A 24,413-nucleotide genomic window follows, 5' to 3' on the forward strand; every position below is an offset into this window, starting at 1 on the left:
CGGCGGCTGAGAAGGGGGAGAAGCGGATGTCGCACGAGGTGGTCGTGGTGGGATCGGTGAACGCCGACCTGATCGTCCGGGTCGACCGGCGGCCCGGACCGGGGGAGACGGTCCTCGGGTCCGACCTCGCCACGCTGCCCGGCGGCAAGGGCGCCAACCAGGCCGTCGCCGCCGGACGGCTCGGCGGCCGGGTCGGCATCCTGGCCCGCACCGGCGACGACGGCAACGGCGCGCTCCTGCGCGAGGCGCTCGGCGCGGCCGGGGTGGACCTGTCGCACCTGCTGGTCGCCGAGGGGCCGTCCGGGGTCGCGCTGATCACGGTCGGCCCGGACGGCGACAACAGCATCATCGTGTCGCCCGGCGCGAACGGCCGGCTCACCAAGCACGACGTCCTGTCCGCCCGGGAGCTGATCGAGGGCGCGACGGTCGTGTCGCTGCAACTGGAGATCCCGCAGCCGACCGTCGCGGCGGCCGCCCGCACAGCGGTGGACGCCGGGGCGCGCGTGGTGCTGAACCTGTCGCCCGCCGCGTCCGTCCCGTCCGACCTGCTCGAGCTCTGCGACCCGCTGGTGGTCAACGAGCACGAGGCGGCGTCCCTGCTGCCCGACCACGACGCGTCCGACGACCCGGCCACGCTGGCGACCTGCCTGCTGGACCTGGGGCCGAGGTCGGTCGTGATCACCCTCGGCGAGGACGGCGCGCTCGTCGCCACCCGCGACGGCGTCCGGTCCGTCGAGTCGCCGAAGGTCGTGCCGGTCGACACCACCGGCGCCGGGGACGCGTTCACCGCGGCCCTCTGCCTGCGGCTCGCGCGCGGCGACGACCTGGAGTCGGCGGCGCGGTTCGCGGTCCGGGTGGGCGCGGCGGCGGTGCGGGGGGAGGGCGCGCAGTCGTCCTACCCGGCCGAGGGTGACGAACTGCCCGTCTGATCGACGCTCTTCTTCCGATGGACGGCTCGGGCTTTGGCCCGGGCCGTCCTTCTCGTTCTCAGGCCGTCGTGCGGTTCCGGAGCTCGGTGAGGGTGCCCGCCACGTCCCGGACGTCCGCGCCCAGGTCGAAGCGGCTGAGCATGATCAGGTCGTCCTCGGTCTCGATCTCCAGCAGCATCGTCTTGCTGAACAGCCGCCTCCGCTCGTCCACCCGGACGGCGGTGACCTCGGGCCACTTCAGCCGCTCCCGCGTCGCGTAGCCGCGCACGGCGGTCAGCCCGTCCGCGTCGGCCTCGAGCCGGACCGGGGCGATCAGGTCGCGCACCGCGAGCGCGGCCGCTCCGACCGCCGCCACCCCCGCGAGCAGCACGAACTGCGGGTCGTCCAGCGAGAGCACCGCCAGGGCGGCGAGCGCGACGGTCGCCGCGATCTTCACGACGGTCTGCGCGGGCGGCACCCGCCAGCGGGCCCCGGGTTGCGTGTCCTCACTCACGTCCGCCACGGTATCCGTAGCGGCGATCCCCTCCGCCGCGGGGACGGAGTCATGGGCATGAAGTTCCTCATTCGCGATCGCGTGTTCGGGATCGGCGAGGATTTCTGGGTCGAGGACGAGAGCGGCGAGAAGGTCTTCCTCGTCGACGGCAAGGCCCTGCGCATCCGGCAGACGTTCGAGCTGAAGACCCGCGAGGGCGAGGTCGTGGCGGTCATCCGCAAGAAGCTGATGAGCGTGCACGACAAGATGGTCATCGAGCGCGGCGGCGACAAGGTCGCGACCGTGCACAAGAAGCACTTCACGCTGTTCCGGGACCAGCTCAAGGTCGACCACGAGGGCGGCGGCGAGTGGACGGTCCGCGGGGACCTGCTCGACAAGGAGTACGGGATCGAGGGCGAGGAGGGCCCGGTGGCCCTCATCTCGCGCAAGTGGTTCCGGGTCCGCGACACCTACGCGGTGGACATCGTGGACGGATACGACGTCCCGCTCGCGCTCGCCGTGGCGGTCTGCGTGGACGCCCTCACCGAGGAGAATCACGACGACTGACCGGTAACGGGCCTCTGATTGGGTATCGGGCCTCCCGCCCCTATAGCGTTCGCATCATGCGACTCGGTGTGCTGGACGTCGGGTCCAACACGGTGCATCTGCTCGTGGTGGACGCCCATAGGGGGGCCCGACCTTTGCCCGCCTTCTCCCACAAGGAGGAGATGCGCCTGGCCGCCCACCTCGTCGGCGACCGGCTGACCGAGGAGGGCGAGGCGCGGCTGGCCGCGTTCGTCCGGGACGCGCTGCGCATCGCCGAGGACAAGGGCGTGGAGGACCTGGTCGCGTTCGCGACCTCCGCCGTCCGCGAGGCGGGCAACGGCGCCGAGGTGCTGGCCCGGCTGCGCGCCTCGACCGGGGTGGACATCCAGGTGCTGCCCGGCCCGGAGGAGGCGCGGCTGACCTTCCTCGCGGTGCGCCGCTGGTTCGGCTGGTCGTCCGGGCGGCTGCTGGTGATGGACATCGGCGGCGGCTCGCTCGAGCTCGCGACCGGCATCGACGAGAACCCGGACGTCGCGATCTCGCTGCCGCTCGGCGTCGGCCGGCTCACCCGCGACTGGTTCGAGTCCGACCCGCCGTCCGCCGAGCGGGTGCGCGAGCTGCGCCGGCACGTCCGGGCCGAGATCGCCCGCCACGTCGGGGAGATCTCTCGCTACGGCAAGCCGGACCACGCGGTCGCCACGTCCAAGACGTTCCGCCAGCTCGCACGGATCACCGGTTCCCCGCCGTCCTCGGACGGCCCGCTCGTGCGCCGCGAGCTGAAGCACTCCGGCCTCACCGCCTGGGTGGACAAGCTCGCCCGGATGCCGGCCGCCGAGCGTGCCGCGTTGCCCGGCGTGTCCGAGCGGCGCGCGCCGCTGCTGCCCGCCGGGGCGGTCGTCGCCGACGCCGCGATGGACCTGTTCGGGCTGCGCGTCCTCGAGGTGTGCCCGTGGGCGCTGCGCGAGGGCGTCATCCTGCGCCGCCTCGACATGATCACCGGCTGACCACGACGCCGACCGTCGCGCGGGCCGGCCTTGGCGCCGGTCGTCGGGCGGGCCGGTCCGGACGCCGGCCGACCCCGGCGCTGGCCGCATGCGGACGTCGTGAACCCGGCCACCTGCGCGCTTGTGGCCAGCGACTTTACTGTCCCTTGAATTAACGCGATATGTCTTGCTCGTCCTGAAGGGTCGAGTTGCACTGGGAGCGGGCGGCCACGCTTGCGAGGGGTGCGATGACGGGCGTGAACAGGATCTCCGCGCTGCCGTGCGGGCGCTGGAGCAAGTGGGCGGTCCTCGTCGTCTGGGTCGTGATCGTCATGGTCGCGGCGCCGATGGCCGGGAAGCTCGTCCACGTGCAGAAGAACGACGCCTCGTCGTGGCTGCCGAAGAAGGCCGAGTCCACTGAGGCGTACAACCTGTCCAAGCCGTTCGTGCCGTCCGACGAGTACCCGGCGGTGATCGTCTACGAGCGGGCGGACGGCGCGGTCACGGCGGCCGACCGGGCCAAGGCCGCCGCCGACGCGGTCGCGCTGAAGGCGGTCACCGGCAAGTCGAAGGGCGAGGCGCCGCGGGGCATCGTGGCGTCCGTGCAGGGACCGGTGGTGTCCAAGGACGGCCGGGCGCTGCAGACGATCGTCAACGTCAAGGTCGGGTCGTCCGGCTGGGACCTGCTCGGCAAGGGCGTGAAGGACTTCCGCAAGATCACCCAGAACGGGAACCCGTCCGGACTGTCCTCGCACGTCACGGGGCCGGCCGGGTACGGCGGCGACTTCGGCAACGTGTTCAGCGGCTTCGACAAGACGCTGCTGCTGATCACCGCCGCGATCGTGATCCTCATCCTGCTGTTCACCTACCGCAGCCCGCTGCTGTGGATGCTGCCGCTGATCTGCGTGTTCTTCGCCCTGGAGGCGGCGCAGGGGGTGGTGTACCTGCTCGCCAAGCACGCCGGGCTGACCGTGAACGGGCAGGCGGCGTTCATCCTGACCGTGCTGGTGTTCGGCGCGGGCACCGACTACGCGCTGCTGCTCATCGCCCGCTACCGCGAGGAGCTGCGGCGGCACCGGGACCGGCACGAGGCGATGGCCATCGCGCTGCACCGCGCCGGGCCCGCGATCGTCGCGAGCGGGACCACGGTCGCGATCAGCATGCTGGTGCTCCTGGTCGCCGAGCTGAACTCGACCAAGAGCATGGGCCCGGTGATGGCGATCGGCGTGGCCGTCGCGCTGCTCGCCGAGGTCACGCTGCTGCCCGCGATCCTCGTCGTGCTCGGCCGCTGGGTCTTCTGGCCGCGCCGACCCGGCTACGGCACCACCGAGCCCGCCGAGCACGGCCTGTGGGCGCGGACGGGGACGCGGATCGCGGCGCGTCCGCGCTTCACCTGGCTCGGGACCGCGGTCGTCCTGGGGGTGCTGTCCGCGGGGCTGGTCAGCCTGCACACCGGCCCGGTCGCCAACAAGGACGCCTTCAGCTCCGGAAAGCCCGACTCGGTCACCGGTGAGGAGGTGCTGACCAGGCACTTCCCGGCCGGCACCGGCACGCCGATCGTGATCGTCTCCAACGCGGCCCAGCAGCCGCAGGTGCAGGCCGCGGCGTCGGGGGTGCCGGGCATCGTCGGCGTTCACCAGGTCGGGCCGGGAAGGGGCGGCATCGCGTACATGGAGGGCACGCTGACCGCCCCGTCCGACAGCGGAGCCGCGTTCCAGACCGTCAAGGACGCGCGGACGACCGTCCACCGGGTTCCCGGCGCGTCGGCGAAGGTCGGAGGCGGGTCGGCGTTCACGCTGGACGTCAACACCGCGTCCCGGCACGACCAGTGGCTCGTCATCCCGATCGTCCTGGGCGTCGTGGTCATCATCCTTGGGCTGTTGCTGCGGGCGGTCGTCGCACCGGTGGTGCTGGTGCTGACCGTGGTGCTGTCCTACACGGCGGCGCTCGGAGTGAGTGCCGTGATGTTCAAGCATGTCTTCGGGTTCGCCGGGGTGGACCAGTCGTTCCCGCTATGGACGTTCGTCTTCCTCGTCGCCCTCGGCACGGACTACAACATCTTCCTCATGACGCGCGTGCACGAGGAGGCCAAACGGCACGGCACGCGGCGCGGCGCGCTCATCGGCCTCGCCGCGACCGGCGGTGTGATCACCTCGGCGGGCGCCGTCCTCGCCGGGACGTTCGCCGCGCTCGGCTCGCTGCCGCTGGTGTTCGTGACCGCGCTCGGCTTCACCGTCGCGTTCGGCGTCCTGCTGGACACCTTCGTCGTCCGGTCGGTGCTGGTCACCGCGCTCAACCTGGACGTGGGCGCGCGCATGTGGTGGCCGAGCCGCCTCGCGCGGGACCCGGCGGTCACCAGCCCGGGTGGGCCAGAGACGTCCCCTGCGGACTGACCCGCCGGTCGCCCGAGCCGTCCGGGCGCACCGCCCAGATCACGGGCGTGGCGTACTGCCCCCGCGTGTAGGCGATCCAGGAGCCGTCACGGGACCACACCGGGTCCATCTCGTGCTCGGACGAGCCCGTGAGGCGATGCGCGCCGGACCCGTCGGCCCCCATGATCCAGATCTCGCCGTGCGGGTAGGCGCCGCGGGTGAACGCGATGCGCGTGCCGTCCGGGGACCACGAGGGGTCCTTGGCGAAGACGTTGTCCCTGGTCAGCCGGATGCTGGGCCGGTCGGGATGCTGCGGGTCGAGAAGGTGGATCTGGTTCTGCCCGGATCCGGAGTCGAAGTACAGGAGCTTGCCGGACGGTCCCCACGACGGGTCGTCCTTGTCCGCGCCGTCGCTGGTGAGCCGGGTGGTCTTCGCATCGGCGACGGTGACGACGTAGAGCTGGTTGAACCCCGTGTCGTCCTTGGCGAAGTAGGCGATCCGGGTGCCGTCGGGCGACCAGGCCGTCCGCCCGCCGCCGATCTTGTCGACGAGCTTGGCCGCGTTCGAGCCGTCGGTGTCGGCCGTCCAGAGCTGGTTGACGCCGCCGACCCTCCTCGTGAAGGCGAACTTGCGGAGGCCGGGCGCGTAGGCGGGCAGTATGTCGCAGCTCCCGGACGTCACGGCCGACGGCGCCGCGCCGGTGTTCGCCGAGAAGCGGGCGATGTGGGCATGGCAGCTCTGCGGCCAGCCGGGCGCGGTGTCCTGGCGGACGAGCATCGTCTCGCTCGGGAACGCGGCGGCGGACGTGCCCGTGGTGGAGTGCGAGTGGTCGTGCTTCGAGCCGGAGAGCAGGTAGGCGGTGCCGCCTCCGGCCGCGACGACCGCCGCGACGGCGAGCGCCACGAAGAGGGGGAGGCGGCGGCGTTTCCCCATGGTGCGCGTAGGACGGTGCCCAGGATCCGGCCCTGGGCCGGGGGGTGGATGGGGAGCGGGTGCGGGGACGGCGTGGTGTCCCTGCGCGAAGACCTGATTCGTTTCGGTGGGAGGGTGCGTTCGCCCGTTCTGCACCACGTCGGTCGGGGGATGCGTCGCGGCGCCGGCGTCCGGTCGCGGCGGCTGGGGGAGCGGTGGTCGGAGGGGTTCCTCCCATTCCTGGTTCAGCGTGGTCGACACGTCGTCCTCGGACGCGCCGCCGACCAGGCCGAGCAGCAGGTCCTGCGCGGTCGGACGGCTCTTCGGGTCCTTGGCGAGCGCCCGCCGGACCAGCCCGGCCAGCGGCTCGCCGCCGATCGCGGACAGGTCGGGCTCGGCGTGCAGCGACCGCGCGATCATCACCTCGAACGATCCGCTGCCGAACGGGTTCTGCCCGCTGGAGGCGTAGGCGACCAGGCAGCCCCAGGCGAACACGTCCACCGCCGTGGTCACCGGCTGGCCGGCGACCTGTTCGGGCGCGATGTAGCCGGCCGTCCCGACGACCTGGCCGGTGCGGGTGTGGGAGACCGCGACGTCCAGCGCGCGGGCGATCCCGAAGTCGATGACGCGCGGGCCGGTCAGCGACAGCAGCACGTTGCTCGGCTTGAGGTCGCGGTGCACGAGCCCGGCGCGGTGGATCGCGACCAGCGCCAAGGCCACGCCCGCCGCCACGCCGTGCAGCATGCCGGGGCTGAGGGGCCCCTGCCGCCTCATGTGCTGTTCCAGCGACGGGCCCTCGATGTACTCGGTGACCAGGTAGGCCAGGCCGAGGTCGCGGCCGTGCTCGTACACCTGCGCGGTGCAGAACGAGGCGACCCGCTCGGCGTTCACGGCCTCGTCGTGGAAGCGCGCGAGGAACGCCGGGTCGCCCGCCAGATCAGGCCGGACGACCTTGACCGCGACGCGGCGGCCGTCGCCGTCGGCGCGGCCGAGGTAGACCGCGCCCATCCCGCCTTCGCCGATCTTGGACTCGATCCGGTACGCGCCGACGCGCACCGGGTCGTCCGGTCCCAGCGGCCGACCCGCCATGGGCATCACCCTGCGTTCCTGAATTCCGCCCGCCCGCACGGATTCCCCCGACCGTCACACCATGGCAGAGCCCAGGTCAGTAGGGCCAGGGCCAAGAGATTGCCAAAAAGAGGTAAAGGAGAATCGGCGGTGGGGCAAACCTCGTTCATGGCTGTCCGGAAGTGCGGCGACCTCGGCCGCGACCGCCATAGTCTGCCGATCTGTCTGTTTTGGTCTGGATTGTTCGGTGTCGGACGAGTGCGGTGCCGGACGGTGCGGTGTTGGGCGAGGAGGTGGCGTGCGACCGGTGCGGTGGCGCGGAGCGGCGGCCATGCTCGCGGCGGGACTGGCGCTCGGCGCGACGGCCACCGGCTGCGCGGGCGCGCCCGACGGCCCGCGCTGGGCCCGGCAGACCGCCTTGGACTCGACCCTGCCGCACGCCGTGGAACCCGCGTCCGTGGCGGGCCTGGAGACCGCCACCCGCAGCGAGTCGGACGCGTGGCGCCGCCTCTTCACCGCCTACCCGATCGTGCCCGGCGCGGGGCCGCTGACCGACCGGCTCGATCAGGCCGTGGACGACCTGGCCGACCGGTACGAGCGCGAAGCCATACGTGGGAAGTACGAGCCCGGCACGCTCGTGCCGGAGCTGAACGTCCAGTGGACGCTGACCGCGGCGTCCGGGGACGTCGTCGGCGTCCGGCTCGTGAGCTGGAAGTCCCAGGGCGCGGAGGCGGGCGAGACCCGCCGCACGTTCTGGTACGACGGCCGGGCCGGGCGGGCCGTGGGCTCGGACGCCCTGGTGAACGGCGAGAACGGCCTGAAGCGTCTAGCCCAGCTCGTGCGCGCGCGGATCGAGGCCAAGGCCGACCCGGAGCGTGTCACCGCCGTCCCGGCGACCTTCGCGTCCATGGCGTTCAACGCCGACGGCGACCTGGTCGTGGAGTTCAACGACCATTCGGTCGCTCCGACCGCGCCCGGCCGCGTCGCCGTTGCGCTGGCCCCCTCCGAGTTCGAGCCGCTGCTGTCGGACCTCGGCCGCCGTGCCCGCGCCGCGTCCCTGACGCCCCGTCCCCAGCTCACCCTCGCGACGGATGTCCCCATGCCCACGAGGACGAAGCGGGCACGTCCTTCCTCCGCGCGCGTGAACTGCGACGTCGCCAAGTGCGTGGCGCTGACCTTCGACGACGGGCCCGGCCCCGACACACCCCGGCTCCTGGACGAGCTGGACCGCGCGCACGCGCGAGCGACGTTCTTCGTGGTCGGCGCGAACGCGTCCGCCCATCCGGGGTTGGTACGGCGCATGGCCGACGCGGGCCACGAGGTCGGCGGCCACACGCGCAGCCACCGAGACCTGACCCGGCTCGCGCCGATCCAGGTGCACGCGGAGGTCCAGCAGACGCAGGACGTCGTCCGGCGGCTCACCGGCCGCGCTCCGGTACTGCTGAGGCCTCCGTACGGCGCGTCCAACGGGGTCGTCACGGACGTCGCCCGCTCGCTCGGCCTCGTCCAGGCGCTGTGGAACGTGGACACGCTGGACTGGCGCGACCGGGACGCCTCGATCATCGCCGACCGGGCCGTGGACCGCGCGCGCCCGGGCGGGGTGATCCTCATGCACGACACCTATGGGACGTCCGTGGACGCCGTTCCGGGGATCGTGGCGCGGCTGAAGGGCGAGGGCTACACCCTGGTGACCGTGTCCGACCTGCTCGCGGCCCGGCACGCCCACGCCCGCATCCGGCCTGGCGGCCGCTTCTCCGGCTGGTGAGCCCCGGTCCTCGTGGTGGCCCGGGGCTCAGTGGAAGTCGCGGGAGCGGACGCGGCCGGGGACGGGCAGCCGCCGGAGCCGGGTCGCGCGGACGTTGGCGACGCCGTCGACGCGTTCGAGCCGCCCGTGGACGAGGAGGGCCTGGGAGTCGACCGCGAGGGCGCGGTGCCGGGCGAACACCGGCGGCGGGCAGACCACGTTGATGACGCCCGTCTCGTCCTCGAGGGTCATGAACACCATGCCGCCCGCCGTCGGGGGCCGCTGCCGGTGCGTGACCAGCCCGGCGACCACCACGTTCGTGTCACCGGGCTGTTTTCCTATGTTCTCGGACGACAGCGCGCCGAGGTCGTCCAGCGCCTCGCGCACGTGCGTCATGGGATGGGTGTGCGCGATGCCCGTGGCCCACAGGTCGGCGAGGGTCTCCTCGACGGGCGTCATGGCGGGGAGCGGAGGCGCGATCGTTCCCGGTGTGACGCCCTCCAGGGCGTTTTGGCTGTTTCCAGCGAGTGCGCCCGCCGCCCATAGGGCCTGCCGCCGCGACAGCCCGAAACAGCCGAACGCGCCTGCCGTCGCCAGGGCTTCGAGTGCCGCCGCAGACAGCGTGACCCGCCGGGCGAGGTCTTCCATATCGCGGTAGGGCCGTCCGGCCGCGATCGCCGTGGCCGTGGCCGTTCCGAGGTCCCGAACGCTCGCCAGTCCGACGCGGATCGCGGGTTGGGGCTCGGCTGGCGCGTGCTCGTGTGCGCGCGTGGGCGCGACCGGCTCTTCAAGCGTCGTGTGCAGGTCGCTGGCATTGACGTCCACGCCGCGCACGGTGATTCCGTGCCGTTTGGCGTCGGCGAGCAGCGAGTTGGAGCTGTAGAACCCCATCGGCTGGTTGCGGATGATGGCGGCCGTGAACGCCGCTGGGTGGTGCCGCTTCAGGTAGGCGCTCGCGTACACGAGGTGCGCGAAGCTCTGCGCATGCGATTCGGGGAAGCCGTACCCGGTGAAGCCCAGGATCTTCTGGTAGACGTCCTCGGCGACATTGTCCGGGATGCCGCGCTCAGCCATCCCGCGCATGAGGCGCTCCCTGAGTCGCTCAACGCGTTCGGGTGCGCGCTTGGCTCCCATGGCCTGTCGTAGCTGGTCGGCTTCCGCGGGGGTGAATCCGGCGCAGGCGATGGCCAGTTCCATCATCTGCTCCTGGAACAGCGGAACGCCCAGCGTGCGCGCGAGCGCGCCCTCCATCAGCGGATGCGGGCACGTCGGCGGTTCCAGCCCCTTACGCCGCCGCAGATAGGGATGGACGGACCCGCCCTGGATGGGCCCCGGCCGGATCAGCGACACCTGCACGACCAGGTCGTAGAAGCGGCGAGGACGCAGGCGCGGGAGCGCGGACATCTGCGCCCGCGACTCCACCTGGAACACCCCGACCGTGTCGGCGTCACAGAGCATGTCGTAGACGTCCGAGTCCTCCTGCGGGACGGACTGGAGGTCGTAGCTCCTGCCGTAGTGCGCGCGCACGAGGTCGAAGCAGTCGTGCAGGGCGGCGAGCATGCCGAGGCCGAGCAGGTCGAACTTCACCAGCCCCGCCGCCGCGCAGTCGTCCTTGTCCCATTGCAGGACGCTGCGCTTCTCCATGGACGCCCACTCGATCGGGCAGACCTCGCCCACCGGACGGTCGGCGATGACCATGCCGCCGGAGTGGATGCCGAGGTGGCGGGGCAGTTCCAGCATCTGCTGGGCCAGGTCGCGGACAGGTCCCGGAACCCCGGTCTCCGAGCCGACCGGGTCGCGCGGGTCGATGCCGCGGGACCAGGCGTCCTGCTGGCCGGGGGAGTGGCCGAGCGCCCGCGCCGCGTCCCGGACGGCCATGCGCGGCCGGTAGCTGATGACGTTCGCGACCTGTGCGGTGCATTCACGCCCGTACTTGTCGAAGACGTACTGGATGACCTCTTCGCGGCGGTTGTGTTCGATATCGAGGTCGATGTCGGGTGGTCCGTCGCGTCCGGGGGAGAGGAACCGCTCGAACAGCAGGCCGTGCCTGACGGCGTCCACCCCGGTGATGCCGAGCGCGTAGCAGACCGCCGAATTCGCCGCCGATCCTCGTCCCTGGCACAGGATGTTCGCGCTCTTACAGAACGCCACGATGTCGTGGACGATCAGGAAGTAACCGGGGAACCCCAGGCCTTCGATGATGTCGAGCTCTTTGGCGATCTGCGCGTAGGCCCCGGGCATGTTCTCGTTGTCCGGTGTGCCGTAGTGCTCGAGCGCGCCTTGCGCGACGAGCCTTCTTAGGTGGCTGGCCTCGGTTTGACCTTCCGGGACCGGCCAGTCGGGCAGCTTCGGCGCGACGACCGAAAAGTCGAAGGCGCACTCTGCGCCAAGGGCGACCGTCCGTTCGAGCACGCCAGGGAAGCGGCGCAGGCGCGCGGCCATTTCTGCGCCGTTGCGCAGGTGTGCCGTGCCGCTCGCAGGGAGCCAGCCGACCATGTCGTCCAGCGCCCGCCGCGACCGGACGGCGGCCATCGTCTCGGCCAGGCGCGCCTCGGCCCCTGGCGCGGCGAAGTGCACGTTGTTGGAGGCCACGACCGGTGCCCCGACCTCATCCGCGAGCGCGAAGAGCGCGTCATTGCGGATGTCGTCGCCGGGCTGGTTGTGGTCGATCAGCTCGACGAAGACGTTCTCCCGTCCGAACATCTCGATCATGCGGCGAAGTTCGCGTTCGGCCGCCTCCGGACCGCCTTCGGCGAGCGCCGCCGGGACAGGGCCCTTGCGGCATCCCGTGAGGACGGCCCAGCGTCCCTCGTGCGCCTGCGCGAGGGCCTCCAGGTCGTAGATCGGCCGTCCCTTCCGCCCGCCCGCCAGCTGCGCCGTCGTGATGGCCGAGCACAGCTTCGCGTAGCCTGCCGGGTCGCGCGCGAGCAGGAGGAGATGCCGTCCGGCGGGGTCGGTCTCGCCCGCGCGCGGAGTCTCGATGTCCAGGCTGAGTTCGGCCCCGAAGATGGTGCGGACACCGGCCTCGCGGGCGGCCTGGGAGAACCGCACGACCCCGTACATGCCGTCGTGGTCGGTCACCGCCATCGTGCCCACACCGATCCGCACGGCCTCCTCCACGAGACGCGCGGGGTCGCTCGCCCCGTCCAGGAAGCTGAACGAGGAGTGGCAGTGCAGCTCGGCCCACTCGACCTCCGGCTCCGCGGGCGCGGGCGGAGGCGGGACGTCAGGCCGGTCGTTCCGCTTCGGAGGCTCCGGGGGTTCCGGCGAAGTGCGGTCGCCGCCACTGTTCCAGGTCAGACGTTTCTCCAGCTCGGACCAGGGGACGGGCGGGTTGAACCAGTTACTCATACGTCGCCTCGACGTGCCAGCGCCCGCCCTCGACGGCCAGCAGGTACGCGGCCCCCTCGGCGGTCGTGACCTGGAACCGCGCCCGGCGGCGGGCGCGCTCGGGCTCCCACCAGCGTTCGGCGACCGGCCACGGGCCCGTCCAGGCCGTCACGGCGTCCGGAGGCGCCTCGCCGACCGCGATGTGGGCCGGAGGCCCGGAGACCGCGCAACGGGCCGACACGCGCACCTGAGCGCCGTCTGGAGCCGTCACGGCGGCGGGCAGCGGCTCCGGCGGAACGACGGCCGGGGCGGGCGCCGGCACGCGGCCGGGCCACGGGCCGTCCGGGATCTCCCGCGGCGGCAGGTCGCCCACAGGGACCTTGATCACCTGTTCGCCGGGTCCGCGGCCGTCCACGAGAACGGGACGCGTCACCCCGCCATGCCCGAGCAGGGCCTGGATGCGGTCGGTGGCGCGGGCGACACGCTCGTCCACGGCGCTCTGCCCCCACAGCGCGTCCTGGCTCCCTACCGCGGGCACGAGCTGGTCAGGCGTGAGCTCCAGCCAGACCACCCCGCCCCACACGGCGTCCCCGTCATGACTCGGAGCGTCTGTCCGCCATGCGGAGAGCTGCCAGCGGACGCGTTCGGCCACGGCGAGCGCGGACAGGGCGCCGTCATGCCGCCAGAGCCGGTGCAGGACGTGGCCGTCCGCCATGCCGATCTCCACCGACAGGCGCACGCAGTCGCGGCCGTGCTCGGCGAGCGACTCGTGAAGCTCGCCCGCCAGCCGCTTCGCGGCGAACGTCACCTCCTCGGACTGCGCGGGCGGGTCGAAATCGGCGCGGACGGTCAGGTCGGCGGACGCGGCGGACGGCGCGACCGGCCGGGGCGGCTCGCCCCGCGCGAGGCGGTGCGCGAGCGCGCCGTCCGCGCCGAACCGGCCCGCGACGTGCCCGGCTGGCAGCGCCGCGAAGTCGCCCAGCGTCCGGATGCCGAGCCGCTCGAGCAGGTCGGCCAGTTCGGGACGGTCCAGAACCGACATCGGGTACGGCGCGAGGAACGCCGCCGCGCCACCGGGCGGCACGATCACGCCGCCCTGGACGCGCGCGGCCAGCTCCGCCGCGAACAGGCCGTCCGCGACGCCGACCCCGCAGTCGAACCCCGCTTCGACCACCGCGTCTTGGAGGAGGACCCGGGCGGCCTCCTCGCCGCCGTAGAACGTCGCCGGTCCGCGCGCGGGCACGGCGCACAGACCTGGCCGGACGACCTCGACCCTGGGAGTCAGCTCGCTCACGGCCGCCGCCACCGCCAGGAACATGCGGCCCTCGGCGTCCGTGTCGCGCGTGCGCACGAGCAGATCAGGGCAGCGCCTCTGCGCGTCCCGAACACGCATCCCACGCCTCACGCCCTCAGCCCGCGCCGCCGACGTGCAGGCCGCGACCCGGCCGTCACTGGCGACCGCCCCGGGCACGGACGCCTCGATCCCGACTGCGGTCGCGGGCCAGTCGGGGCACCACACCACCAGGACCCGGCTCACGACACCCTCCGGGGCCGGACGACCTCCAGCACGGGACGCCCAGACGTGCGGGCGCGCGGTGCCTCGGCCGGTTCGACCTGTCCAGTGGCATTGGGCAGCCAGAGCCATTCGCGCCGCCCGGCCCCTGGCGCGTCATGGCCTTGGGCGACGACCTGCGCGCGACGTCCGCCAAGGACGCCATGACCGTTCCCGAGCCCGTCCCAATGGGACTCGGTCACGGCAAGCCGCAGCCTCAGCCCTGGCCATGTGCGCATGGCAGGGCCGGTGAGCGCGAGTACGCTCCCGTGTTTGCGCGCGAGGGCGGTCAGACGGCGGACGGCCCCAGGCGCGGGACGCTCGGGCGGCCTGACCAGAACCAGGCTCACGGCTTCGACCAGCGCCGCGACGACGTCGGGCCACCGCTCCGCCGGATCGTCCACCAGCAGCAGGCGGCGCGGGTCCGCGCCCATGCCGCACGCGGAGAGCACCCCGAATTCGGGGACGCCGACGACCGCGCACCAGCCATTCGTCCCTCCATCCGGTTCCGTGCCGTCGTCCGTGGACGCCCCGGCGACCAGCGCGACGCCCAGGGACGCCGATCCGGACCCGTCCAGCCCGACGACCGAGCCCGCCCGCAGCCCGCCCGGGAGGAGCGTCCGCAACGCGGGCAGCACCGGCACTCGCGGCCCGCCCGCGCGTACGAGCTGGTCCCGCAGGACGGCGTGCGGCGGGAGGCTGGGGGCCGCCGACGCGTCCGCCATCTCGCCTCCCCTGCGCTCGCCACTCCGACAATGTCGAACATAGGTTCGACCATTGTCAAGTTACCCCAGGTCAGAAAGTGTTCTGAGGGGGCGGGATACAGTGGAGTCAATGAAGATCAAATGTGCCGTCATCGACGATTTCCAGGGCGTTGCGGAGTCTCTGGCCGACTGGTCGCGGATCGGGTCGAAGGTCGACGTCCGCTTCCTGCGCGCGCACGAGCCCGACCCTGAGCGGCTCGCCGAGGAGATCGGCGACTACGAGATCATCGTGGCGATGCGGGAGCGCACCCCCTTCCAGGAAGGCCTGCTCGCGCGGCTTCCGAACCTGCGCCTCCTGATCACCAGCGGCATGCGGAACGCCTCGATCGACCTCGACGCGGCCGCGGAGCGCGGTGTGACCGTCTGCGGGACGTCCAGCGCCATCCATCCCACCGTCGAGTTGACCTGGGCCCTGCTTCTCGGCCTGGCCCGCCACGTGGTCGCCGAGAACGGGGCGTTGCGGTCGGGCGGCCCCTGGCAGCAGACGGTCGGCAACGACCTCCACGGACGCCGGCTCGGCGTGATCGGGCTCGGCCGGATCGGCGCGCGCGTGGCGAAGGTCGGCGCCGCCTTCGGCATGGACGTGGTCGCCTGGAGCCGGAACCTCACCGCCGAGAAGGCCGCCGAAGCCGGTGCGCGCCGCATGCGCACGCTGGACGACCTGCTGGAGACCAGCGACTTCGTGACCGTCCATGTGAAGCCGGGCGACCGCACGGACGGCCTGCTCGGCGCGGCCGAGCTGAAGCGGATGCGCCCGACGGCCTTCCTGATCAACACGTCCCGCTCGTCCATCGTGGATCAGGACGCGCTGGCCACCGCACTCCGGGAAGGCCAGATCGCGGGCGCGGGGGTGGACGTCTACGACATCGAGCCGCTGCCGGAGCACCACGAGTACCGGACGCTCCCGAACCTCCTCGCCACGCCCCACCTCGGCTACGTCACTGAGGACAACTATCGGGGCTACTTCTCTGAGGCCGTCGAAGATATCGAGGCGTTCCTCGCGGGCGCGCCCGTACGCGTCCTGACCCGATGAGCAGGGCTGCCGCCAGCAGTTGAGTGGCGGCGGCCAAGGAGAGGGCAAACGTCAGAGGCAGGGTGCCCGCGAGTGCCGCGCCTACCGCACCGGCGGTGATTTTGAGGCTCGCCCCTGTGGCGAACACCTGCCCGCGCAGTCGGGCCGGAGCCTCCCGATGCCGGATGTCGAAGACCGCCGCCAGTTGCGGCCCCTCACCCGCGCCCGCGAGGACGGCCGCCACAACCAGCACCCCCGCATTGGGCGCACTGGCCAGACCGGCCAATCCGAAGGCGATGCACAGGGCGGCGACCGCGAACACGGTTTCCGGCTTCCGCTTGGGTGGCCACCGGGCCGTGATCGCAGCGGTGGTCATCGCGCCCGCTGCCAGCAACGACAGCAGCAGTCCTCCACGCCCGGCCCCGCCGAGGTAGCGCTCACCCAGCGGAGGACACGACACGATCAGCATCCCCGTGCCCACGAACGCGACCATGGAAGCCGCCGTGACCCGCCGCAACCCAGGCGCGCGCACGATGGCCATGAACCCCGCCTTGAGATCGGCGGTAAAGGCCGCGGATTCACGTGGCTCCTGCCGGGGGAGCGCCAACGCAGCCGGGACCGCCAACAGCAGCAGTCCGATGGTCGCTGCCATGGCCCAGTAGGCATCAATCCCCGCGATCAGCCCCGCAGCGGCCGGCCCCGCCAACGCGGCCACGTTGTAGGTGGCCGCATCAGCCGCATGGCCGCGCCCCAACTGCCTCTCAGGCAAGACATCGGCAAGGCGCGCCGTCCAAGCCCCGGACAGGGACGGTGCCAGAAGCCCTGTGAAGACCGCCACCGTGACGGCCGCCCCCAACTGCCCAAGAACCGACGTCACCAGGGCCAAACCGGCCGCATATCCGCCCAGGGCGGCAGCCAGCAGTAGTCCGGGCCGAGTCGCGCGATCCATCAGAGCGCCGAGCAGAGGCCCGCCCACAGTGGACGCGACGGTCAGGGCGGCGAACAGCAGCGAGGCCGGCCGCTCCGACCCCAGCACGGCCATTCCGAGCAGCAGCAACGCGGGCGCCGACATCTCGTCGGCCGTCCGCGCGCTGAGCGCCCCGGCGAAGTAGACCGCCGCGCCCTTGTTACGGGTTATCATCTAAAAGGCGTAACACGAGGAGGGTGCTGTGATCAACCGGCCATCGGACGCCGCCGAACGGGCCGCCGCCCTGACCGGCGCGCTACGGGTGGACAAGGCGGACGCCGCCGCCGTCGCGTCACTCCTGCACGCGCACGGGGAGCCGACAAGGCCGGAGATCACCGACGAGGACGTAGCGGCCCTCGGCGCGGTCGCCGACCGCCTCTGGGGGATCTTCGGAGCTCAGGACACCGAGACGGCCGCCCGGCTCATCAACGGCCTACTGGCCGAAACCGCCGCTCCGCCAAGGCTCAGCGCCCACGACGGCACGTTCTGGCACCTCCACGCGGACCGCAGCGACGACGCGCCCTGGGCCGAATGGTTCGCCGCCTCCTCCGCCCTCGCCCTGGCCGTCCTCCTGGCCGAACGAAGGGCCCTCCCAGGCGGACTGTGCGCGTCCGCTTCCTGTGGAAGGCCTTTCGTCATGACAGGCCGTGGGGCGCCCCGTCGCTACTGCTCGGCACGTTGCGGCAGCCGCGAACGTGTCGCGTCCCACAGGCGCGCGAGAAAATGAACCCATGACGGCAGAAATCGCTCCCATCACGTGGACCGGCGACTCCCTGCGCCTTCTCGACCAGACGCTCCTGCCCGCGCGCCTGGAGTACCGGGACATCACCGAGGTCGACGCTCTGGTCGACGCGATCAAGCGACTCGTCGTCCGAGGCGCCCCCGCCCTGGGCGTGGCCGGAGCCCTGGGCGTCGTCCTGGCCCTGCGCCAAGCCGAACGCGAAGGCTGGGACACCGCCACTCTGAACAGCGCCATCACCCGCATCCGCGAGGCCCGTCCTACAGCGGTCAACCTCGCAGCCGGAGTGGACCGCGTCCGCCCCCTCGCTGCAAAGGGCTCCGACGCTGTCCTGGAGGAGGCTCTGGCCCTCCTGGATGAGGACATCCGGGCAAACCGCGCGATCGGCCGCCACGGTGCGGAATGGCTCAGCGCCCACCTGGGCGACAGGCCTCTCAGGCTCATCACCCACTGCAACGCCGGAGCCCTGGCGACAGCAGGCTGGGGCACGGCCCTGGGCGTCGTCCGCGAACTCCACACTCGCAAACTCATCGAGACCGTCTACGCGAACGAGACCCGCCCCCTCCTCCAGGGCGCCCGCCTTACCGCCTGGGAACTCCACCAACTGGGCATCCCCTACTTCGTCCAACCGGACAGCGCCGCTGCGGGCACCATCCTCCGCGGCCGCATAGACGCCGCGATCGTCGGAGCCGACCGCATAGCCGCCAACGGCGACACCGCCAACAAGGTCGGCACCCTCGCCGTGGCCCTGGCCTGCGCCGCCGCCAACATCCCCTTCCTGGTGGCCGCCCCCTGGAGCACCATCGACCTCTCCACCCCGGACGGCGACCACATCCCCATCGAAGAACGCCCACCCGCCGAGATCCTGGCCAACGGCCCCACCCCCGTAACCCCCGCAGGCGCACGAGCCCACAACCCAGCCTTCGACGTAACCCCAGCCCACCTCATAACAGCTCTGATCACTGAAACCGGCCCCCTCGACCCCGCCAGTGGCCACACACCCGCCCAGGAAGCGGAAAGCAAGGGGGAGCGCAGGGGGTAGGCCACCCCTGCGCTCCCCCGCGCTACGTCAGCTGGTTGTGGAGAAGGCGTAGACGGTTGTTGAGGTGAAGGTCTGGCCGGGGCGTAGGACGGTCGACGGGAACGCCGGGTGGTTGGGGGAGTCGGGGAAGTGCTGGGTTTCGAGGGCCAGCGCGTCGCCTTGGCGGTAGGCGTGGCCACTGGTGCCGACGAGAGAGCCGTCCAGGAAGTTGGCCGTGTAGAGCTGGACGCCCGGCTGGGTGGTGCTGAGGCGTAGGACGCGGCCTGTGCGTGGCTCGGTGACCGTGGCGGCGAGGGTGAGTTCGCCCGGGCGCCGCTGGTTCAGGACGAAGTTGTGGTCGTAGCCATGGCCGATGAGCAGTTGCGGATCGTTGTCGCGGATGCGTTCGCCGATGGTGTGGGGGCGCGTGAAGTCGAACGGGGTGCCCTTGACCGGGGCGAGCTTTCCGGTGGGGATCTGCGTGCTGTCGGTCGGGGTGTAGCGGGACGCGTTGACCTGGAGCTGGTGGCCGTAGGCGTCGCCCGTGCCCTCTCCGGCAAGGTTGAAATAGGAGTGGTTCGTCAAGTTGACGATGGTGGCCTTGTCGGTCGTGGCCCGGTAGTCCAGCTGTAGCCGGTTGCTGGTGCCGAGGGTGTAGGTGACCTTCGTCGTGAGCGTTCCCGGGTAACCCTCTTCGCCGTTCTGGCTGACGTAGGTGAGGTGAAGGGCGACGCTGTCTTTGCCCTTGACGGCCGTGGCCTTCCAGACCTTGGTGTTGAAGCCCTCGATGCCGCCGTGCAGGCTGTTGGGGCCGTTGTTGATGGGGAGCTGGTAGGTCGTCCCGTCCAGGGTGAAACGGCCCTTGGCTATGCGGTTCGCGTAGCGTCCGATGAGCGCGCCGAAGTACGGGCCGCCGTTCTTGTCGACGTAGTCCTTCAGCGTGGCGAAGCCCAGGGCGACGTTGGCGTCGCGGCCTTTGCGGTCCGGCACGTCCAGCATCTGGATGATGCCACCGTAGGTGAGGATCCGGACGCGCATCCCGTGCTCATTGCTGAGGGTGTACCGGTCCACCGAAGTGCCGTCGGCGAGCTTTCCGAACGCCTCCTTGGTGATGGACGGTCCGCTCGCGGCGTTGGCCGGGACGACCGTGAGGAGCGTGGCCGTGCCCACGAGGACGGTGCCTGCGACTGCGTGAAGGGACTTCATGGTCGTCCTCAGAGAGTGAGAGTTCGGGTCGCTGCTTGGAGACTGGCGTAGAGGCGCGCCTCGTACGCGCGCGCGGTGGCCGGGTCGTTCTGCAAGAACAGGGCGTCATGCAGGGCCGGAAGCCGCTGGGTGGCGTATCCGGTGTCGAGGCCGGGCGCGTAGATCTGGTGCCGGTACCACGGGCGCGCCGGTAGGCCGGCGTTCGTGAGCAGGTCCCGTTCCGCGCGAACGAGCCGGTCGTTGAGGGAACGGAACGCGGCGGTGTCGCCCTTGGCGAGCGCCGTATCCGCTCGGGTCTGGAGTGACTGAGCCGCTCGTTCCCATGCCTGTGCCTGCTGGACGTCGCGTGACACGTCCACCGCCACCGCGCCGAGCTTCTGGCGCTGCTCGGTGGTGAAGTCGTTCAGGTAGCCGGCCGTCTCGGCGGCATAGGGCTGGTAGTGCATGGCGATGACGTCGGCGTTCGCCAAACGCAGGGTCGCGATGCCGGCGAGCCTGGACATGGCCGCGTGGTACTCCCACGTCGGGTCACCGAAGTGTTCCGTCGAGTAGAAGTCGTCGCAGGTGCAGTGGTAGTTCCCGGACGCTCCGGGGCTGCTCGCACCGAGGTCCATGGCCGGGACGCCGAACCGCTGGAAGAACGGTTGGAAGTCGGAGCCGCCGCCAATGCGGTCGATGGGGGTCTGGCCGTTGTTCTGCTGTTTCCACGCGTCATAGAGCGTGCCGTTGGTGCCCGGCCACGCGACTTCCTTCGACGCGTCGATGACGCTCTGGTCGAGCGCGGGCGTCGCCGAAGGGGAGAACTCCGAACCGGCGGCGATGTCCATGTTCACGTAGGCGACCGCGTTGCGGAGCTGCTTCTCGTGCTCCTCGGCATACTCGGTGCTGCCGTAGATGCCGTACTCCTCGCCGTCCCATGTGGCCAGGACGACCGTCCGGTCCGGACGCCAACCGCGTTTCAACAGCTTTCCGAGTGCACGACCCACCTGCAGGACGTTCTCGGTGCCGGACAGGTTGTCCAGCGACCCGTACGCCCACGCGTCGTGGTGGCCGCCGAGCACGACCTCCTGGTCAGGACGCGTCGCACCGGGGATGCGCACGGTCACGTCCCAGATGGGCGTGGTGATGAAGTCGCTTTGCAGATCCAGGTGGACACGCGTTCCGCCAGGGCCGAAGTGGTACGGGAACGACAGACCGCCCTGCCATTCCTTCGGCACCTGTGCGCCGTTGAGCGCGCGCAGGAGCGGCTCGGCCGCGCCGTAGGAGACCGGCGTGGTCGGGATGAGCCCTTGCAGCTCCGGCGCCTGCGACGGCTTCAGTCTGGGCGCGTTCTTCGTCGAGGGCCACCCCGGTGTGAGCGGGTCACCCGCCGCGTACATCATCTGGGCCACGCTTCCGCGTTGGATGCCGTCAGACGCGCGCCACGGGCCCTGCGGATAGACCGTTCCACGGCTGAAGCCGTCGTTGGCCGGATCCGAGTAGATGATGACGGCCTTGGCGCCCGCCTTGGCCGCCTGAGCGGGTTTCACACCGCGGAACACCTGTCCGTAGCGGACGAGCGCGATTTTGCCCTTGAGCGAGATCCCGTTCTTGGCGAGTAGCGCGAAGTCCTCGGGACGCCCGTAGTTGGCGTAGACGACCTCGCCCTCCACGTTCCCTGACGGAGACAGGCCGTTGTAGCCGGGGATGATGTCGTCGTAGTACTTCTGCCAGGGCTGCTTGCTCTCCTTCACCGGCAGGACGCGCCGCTCAGGCGCGGTCATCTCCACGCTGACGCGCTTGGGGCGCGACAGGTACGTGTAGTAGGTGTTCACTTCTGGTTTCAGGCCATAGGAACGCAGCTCGCGGACGATGCGCTGGACCCGATGCCAGTCGCCGGTCGTCCCCGCCAGCGCGGGTTCCTTCGCCAGCTCCGCGTCGAGACGCCGCGCGTTCGCGGCGGACGGGATCGCGCTGAGCTCCTTCTCGTACGCGCGCTGCCAGGCCGACGACTTGGCCGTGAATCCGGGGATGGGAGTCGGGGACGAGGTGGGGGTTTGGCTCGTGGCCGGCGTGGCGGCGACGAGCGGGACCGCGGTGGCGATGCCCACCGCGAGGGCCAGGAATCGGGAGTTGAACACCTGGGAGACCTCCCGGTACTCGTGGTACGGGTGCGCCCGGACCGTACGTCGTGATCACGCGAAGATCCAGATGGTTCGCCGGATGCGGCCAAGACGAACCGGCGGGTTTTCCACAGAATCGGTTTCGGTTTCGGTGGCGGCGGCCGGTCCGGGAGGATGAGATCCGTGACGAACCAGGCGGCAGTTCCCCCGAAACCGGTGGTCCTCGAGGCGGTGCTCGAGCGGATCACCTACGCCAACGAGGACACCGGGTACACGGTCGCGCGCGTCGCCACCGAGAAGTCCGGTGGCGACCTGCTCACCGTCGTCGGCGCACTGCTCGGCGCGCAGGCCGGCGAGAGCATCAGGATGACCGGCCGGTGGCGCTCCCACCCCAAGTACGGCCGGCAGTTCGAGGCCGACTCCTACAGCACGGTGCTCCCGGCGACCGTGCAGGGCATCCGCCGCTACCTGGGCTCCGGCATGATCAAGGGCATCGGCCCGGTGATGGCCGACCGCATGGTCTCCCACTTCGGCACCGACATCCTGCGCGTCATCGAGGAGGAGCCCGGCCGCCTGATCGAGGTCCGCGGCCTCGGCAAGCGCCGCACCGCGCGCATCGCCGCCGCCTGGGAGGAGCAGAAGGCCATCAAGGAGGTGATGGTCTTCCTGCAGGGCGTCGGCGTCTCCACATCCCTCGCCGTCCGCATCTACAAGCAGTACGGCGACGCGTCCATCGACACCGTCCGCCGCGAGCCGTACCGGCTCGCCGCCGACGTGTGGGGCATCGGCTTCAAGACCGCCGACACCATCGCGCAGGCCGTCGGCATCCCGCACGACAGCCCCGAGCGGATCAAGGCCGGGCTCCAGTACACCCTGTCCGAGGCCGCCGACCAGGGCCACTGCTACCTGCCCGAGCCCAACCTGGTCACCGCCGCGGAGAAGATCCTCGGCGTCGCCCGCGACCTCATCGTCCCCGCCCTGGACGAGCTCGCCACCGACGAGGGCGTCATCCGCGAGCGCGTGAACGACGTCCCCGCCGTCTACCTGGTCCCCTTCCACCGCGCCGAGCGGTCCGTCGCCCGCGGCCTGCGCACCCTCCTCAACGTCCCGGGCGACCGGCTCGCCGCGTTCGCCGACGTCGACTGGCAGAAGGCCCTGACCTGGCTGCGCGGACGCACCGGCACCGAACTCGCCCCCGAGCAGGAGCAGGCCGTCCGGCTCGCCCTCACCGAGAAGGTCGCCGTGCTCACCGGCGGCCCGGGCTGCGGCAAGAGCTTCACCGTCCGCTCCGTCATCGAGCTCGCCGCGGCCAAGAAGGCGAAGATCACCCTCGTCGCGCCGACCGGCCGCGCCGCCAAGCGCCTCGCCGAACTCACCGGCCACGAGGCCGCCACCGTGCACCGCCTGCTCCAGCTCCAGCCCGGCGGCGACGCCCGGTTCGACCAGGACAACCCCCTCGACACCGACCTGGTCGTCGTCGACGAGTGCTCGATGGTCGACCTCATCCTCGCGAACAAGCTGATCAAAGCCGTCCCGCCCGGCGCGCACCTCCTCCTGGTCGGCGACGTCGACCAGCTCCCGTCCGTCGGCGCGGGAGAGGTGCTGGCCGACCTGCTCGCGGCCGACGCGACCATCCCCCGCGTCCGCCTCACCAAGATCTTCCGGCAGGCCCAGCAGTCCGGCATCGTCGTCAACGCCCACCGCGTCAACGCCGGCGACCACCCGCACACCCGCGGCTACCCCGACTTCTTCCTGTTCCCCTGCGAGGACTCCGAGGAGACCGCCGCCCTCACCGTCGACGTCGTCGTCAACCGCATCCCCGCCAAGTTCGACCTGGACGCGCGCCGCGACGTCCAGGTCCTCGCCCCCATGCACCGCGGTCCCGCCGGGGCCGGCAGCCTCAACACCCTCCTCCAGGACGCCCTCACCCCGCACCGGGACACCGTCCCCGAACGCCGCTACGGCGGTCGCGTCTTCCGCCCCGGCGACAAGGTCACCCAGCTACGCAACAACTACGACAAGGGCGTGGCGGGCGTCTTCAACGGCACCGTCGGCGTCGTCACCACCGTCTCCCCGGAGGACCACACCCTCACCGTCCGCACCGACGAGGACGAGGAGATCGACTACTCCTTCGACGAGCTGGACGAACTCACCCATGCCTACGCCATCACCATCCACCGCAGCCAAGGCAGCGAATATCCGGCCGTCGTCATCCCCCTCACCACCAGCTCCTGGATGATGCTCCAGCGCAACCTCCTCTACACGGCCATCACCAGAGCCAAGAAGCTCGTCGTCCTCACCGGCTCCCGCCGAGCCCTCGCCGCCGCCGTCCGCACCACCTCCTCCGGCCGCCGCCACACCGCCCTCGCCCACCGACTGACAACCCCCACCTGACCCACCCCCACTGTTCCCGTCCCCGCCCCGTCCCGCCCCACCCCCGGTGCCGGTCTCTACCGTCCCCGTGCCCATGCCCGTCCGTGCTGTGCCCGCCCGCGCCGTGCCTGTCCGCGCCCGCTCCGTCCGCACTCGCGTTGTGCCCGCGCTGTGCCCGCGCTGTGTCCGCGCTGTGTCCGAGCGGGCTGTTTCCGTCCGCGCCGTTCACACCTGCGCTGTGCCCGTGCTGGTTCACACCTGCGCTGTGCCCGTCCGCGCCCGCGCCCGCGCTGTGCTCGTGCGCGCCAGCGCCGTCGGGT

General features: G+C 71.5%; 17 protein-coding genes. 9 read left to right on the forward strand and 8 right to left on the reverse strand.

The window, feature by feature from the left end; genetic code table 11:
• Positions 1 to 26: 26 nt before the first annotated feature.
• Positions 27 to 929, forward strand: coding sequence for a ribokinase (locus AB0L06_RS27255; protein WP_500233946.1), 903 nt, complete (start codon positions 27 to 29; stop codon positions 927 to 929).
• Positions 930 to 987: 58 nt separating this feature from the next.
• Here AB0L06_RS27255 and AB0L06_RS27260 read toward each other — a convergent pair whose 3' ends face one another.
• A complete protein-coding gene (locus AB0L06_RS27260) occupies positions 988 to 1,422 on the reverse strand; it encodes a PH domain-containing protein (RefSeq protein ID WP_500233947.1) in 435 nt (144 codons plus the stop codon).
• Positions 1,423 to 1,479: 57 nt separating this feature from the next.
• On the opposite strand from AB0L06_RS27260, the gene AB0L06_RS27265 reads away from it, so the two are divergent.
• The 3 genes from AB0L06_RS27265 to AB0L06_RS27275 all read left to right on the forward strand — a co-directional run bounded on the left by AB0L06_RS27265 (position 1,480) and on the right by AB0L06_RS27275 (position 5,323).
• A complete protein-coding gene (locus AB0L06_RS27265) occupies positions 1,480 to 1,968 on the forward strand; it encodes an LURP-one-related/scramblase family protein (RefSeq protein ID WP_500233948.1) in 489 nt (162 codons plus the stop codon).
• 56 nt (positions 1,969 to 2,024) lie between these two features.
• Positions 2,025 to 2,951 carry a Ppx/GppA family phosphatase gene (locus AB0L06_RS27270; RefSeq protein ID WP_500233949.1) on the forward strand — a complete coding sequence of 309 codons (927 nt, stop codon included), beginning with the start codon at positions 2,025 to 2,027 and terminating at the stop codon, positions 2,949 to 2,951.
• A 236-nt stretch (positions 2,952 to 3,187) separates the two neighbouring features.
• The gene (locus AB0L06_RS27275; RefSeq protein WP_500233950.1) at positions 3,188 to 5,323 is read left to right on the forward strand and encodes an MMPL family transporter; all 2,136 of its coding nucleotides are present in this window, start codon (positions 3,188 to 3,190) and stop codon (positions 5,321 to 5,323) included.
• On the opposite strand, the gene AB0L06_RS27280 is transcribed toward AB0L06_RS27275, so the two are convergent.
• A complete protein-coding gene (locus AB0L06_RS27280; protein ID WP_500233951.1) occupies positions 5,283 to 7,304 on the reverse strand; it encodes a protein kinase domain-containing protein in 2,022 nt (673 codons plus the stop codon). The genes AB0L06_RS27275 and AB0L06_RS27280 overlap by 41 nt on opposite strands.
• A 277-nt stretch (positions 7,305 to 7,581) precedes the next feature.
• On the opposite strand from AB0L06_RS27280, the gene AB0L06_RS27285 reads away from it, so the two are divergent.
• Entirely contained in the window at positions 7,582 to 9,048 is a 1,467-nt protein-coding gene (locus tag AB0L06_RS27285) for a polysaccharide deacetylase family protein (protein WP_500233952.1), read from the forward strand.
• Positions 9,049 to 9,075: 27 nt separating this feature from the next.
• On the opposite strand, the gene AB0L06_RS27290 is transcribed toward AB0L06_RS27285, so the two are convergent.
• The 3 genes from AB0L06_RS27290 to imuA' are packed head-to-tail and all read right to left on the reverse strand — an operon-like array spanning position 9,076 to position 14,634.
• Positions 9,076 to 12,378 carry an error-prone DNA polymerase gene (locus AB0L06_RS27290; protein ID WP_500233953.1) on the reverse strand — a complete coding sequence of 1,101 codons (3,303 nt, stop codon included), beginning with the start codon at positions 12,376 to 12,378 and terminating at the stop codon, positions 9,076 to 9,078.
• Positions 12,371 to 13,894 carry a DNA polymerase Y family protein gene (locus tag AB0L06_RS27295; protein ID WP_500233954.1) on the reverse strand — a complete coding sequence of 508 codons (1,524 nt, stop codon included), beginning with the start codon at positions 13,892 to 13,894 and terminating at the stop codon, positions 12,371 to 12,373. The genes AB0L06_RS27290 and AB0L06_RS27295 overlap by 8 nt, the downstream gene beginning before the upstream one ends.
• Positions 13,891 to 14,634: a DnaE2-dependent mutagenesis accessory factor ImuA' gene (gene imuA', locus AB0L06_RS27300; RefSeq protein ID WP_500233955.1), complete on the reverse strand. Its 744-nt coding sequence runs from the start codon at positions 14,632 to 14,634 to the stop codon at positions 13,891 to 13,893. The genes AB0L06_RS27295 and imuA' overlap by 4 nt, the downstream gene beginning before the upstream one ends.
• 109 nt (positions 14,635 to 14,743) lie before the next feature.
• Between imuA' and AB0L06_RS27305 the strand changes: the two genes are divergently transcribed.
• On the forward strand, positions 14,744 to 15,706 hold the full coding sequence (locus tag AB0L06_RS27305; RefSeq protein WP_500233956.1) for a D-2-hydroxyacid dehydrogenase family protein: 963 nt from the start codon (positions 14,744 to 14,746) through the stop codon (positions 15,704 to 15,706).
• On the opposite strand, the gene AB0L06_RS27310 is transcribed toward AB0L06_RS27305, so the two are convergent.
• Entirely contained in the window at positions 15,612 to 16,826 is a 1,215-nt protein-coding gene (locus AB0L06_RS27310; RefSeq protein ID WP_500233957.1) for an MFS transporter, read from the reverse strand. The genes AB0L06_RS27305 and AB0L06_RS27310 overlap by 95 nt on opposite strands.
• Positions 16,827 to 16,854: 28 nt before the next feature.
• Here AB0L06_RS27310 and AB0L06_RS27315 point away from each other — a divergent pair, with 28 nt between their 5' ends.
• The gene (locus tag AB0L06_RS27315) at positions 16,855 to 17,379 is read left to right on the forward strand and encodes a CGNR zinc finger domain-containing protein (protein ID WP_500233958.1); all 525 of its coding nucleotides are present in this window, start codon (positions 16,855 to 16,857) and stop codon (positions 17,377 to 17,379) included.
• Positions 17,380 to 17,383: 4 nt separating this feature from the next.
• A complete protein-coding gene (mtnA, locus tag AB0L06_RS27320) occupies positions 17,384 to 18,433 on the forward strand; it encodes an S-methyl-5-thioribose-1-phosphate isomerase (protein WP_500233959.1) in 1,050 nt (349 codons plus the stop codon).
• 27 nt (positions 18,434 to 18,460) lie between these two features.
• Here the strand turns inward: mtnA and AB0L06_RS27325 are convergent, their stop codons facing one another.
• Both AB0L06_RS27325 and AB0L06_RS27330 read right to left on the reverse strand, forming a co-directional pair.
• A complete protein-coding gene (locus AB0L06_RS27325; protein WP_500233960.1) occupies positions 18,461 to 19,618 on the reverse strand; it encodes an aldose epimerase family protein in 1,158 nt (385 codons plus the stop codon).
• Between the two features lie 8 nt (positions 19,619 to 19,626).
• Positions 19,627 to 21,738: a M28 family peptidase gene (locus AB0L06_RS27330; RefSeq protein ID WP_500233961.1), complete on the reverse strand. Its 2,112-nt coding sequence runs from the start codon at positions 21,736 to 21,738 to the stop codon at positions 19,627 to 19,629.
• A 165-nt stretch (positions 21,739 to 21,903) separates the two neighbouring features.
• Between AB0L06_RS27330 and recD2 the strand changes: the two genes are divergently transcribed.
• Positions 21,904 to 24,114, forward strand: a complete 2,211-nt coding sequence (gene recD2 / locus AB0L06_RS27335) for an SF1B family DNA helicase RecD2 (RefSeq protein ID WP_500233962.1) — start codon at positions 21,904 to 21,906, stop codon at positions 24,112 to 24,114.
• Positions 24,115 to 24,413: the final 299 nt, after the last annotated feature.

Origin of the sequence: Spirillospora sp. NPDC052269 (assembly GCF_040679435.1) — a bacterium.
Taxonomy (GTDB): domain Bacteria; phylum Actinomycetota; class Actinomycetes; order Streptosporangiales; family Streptosporangiaceae; genus Spirillospora.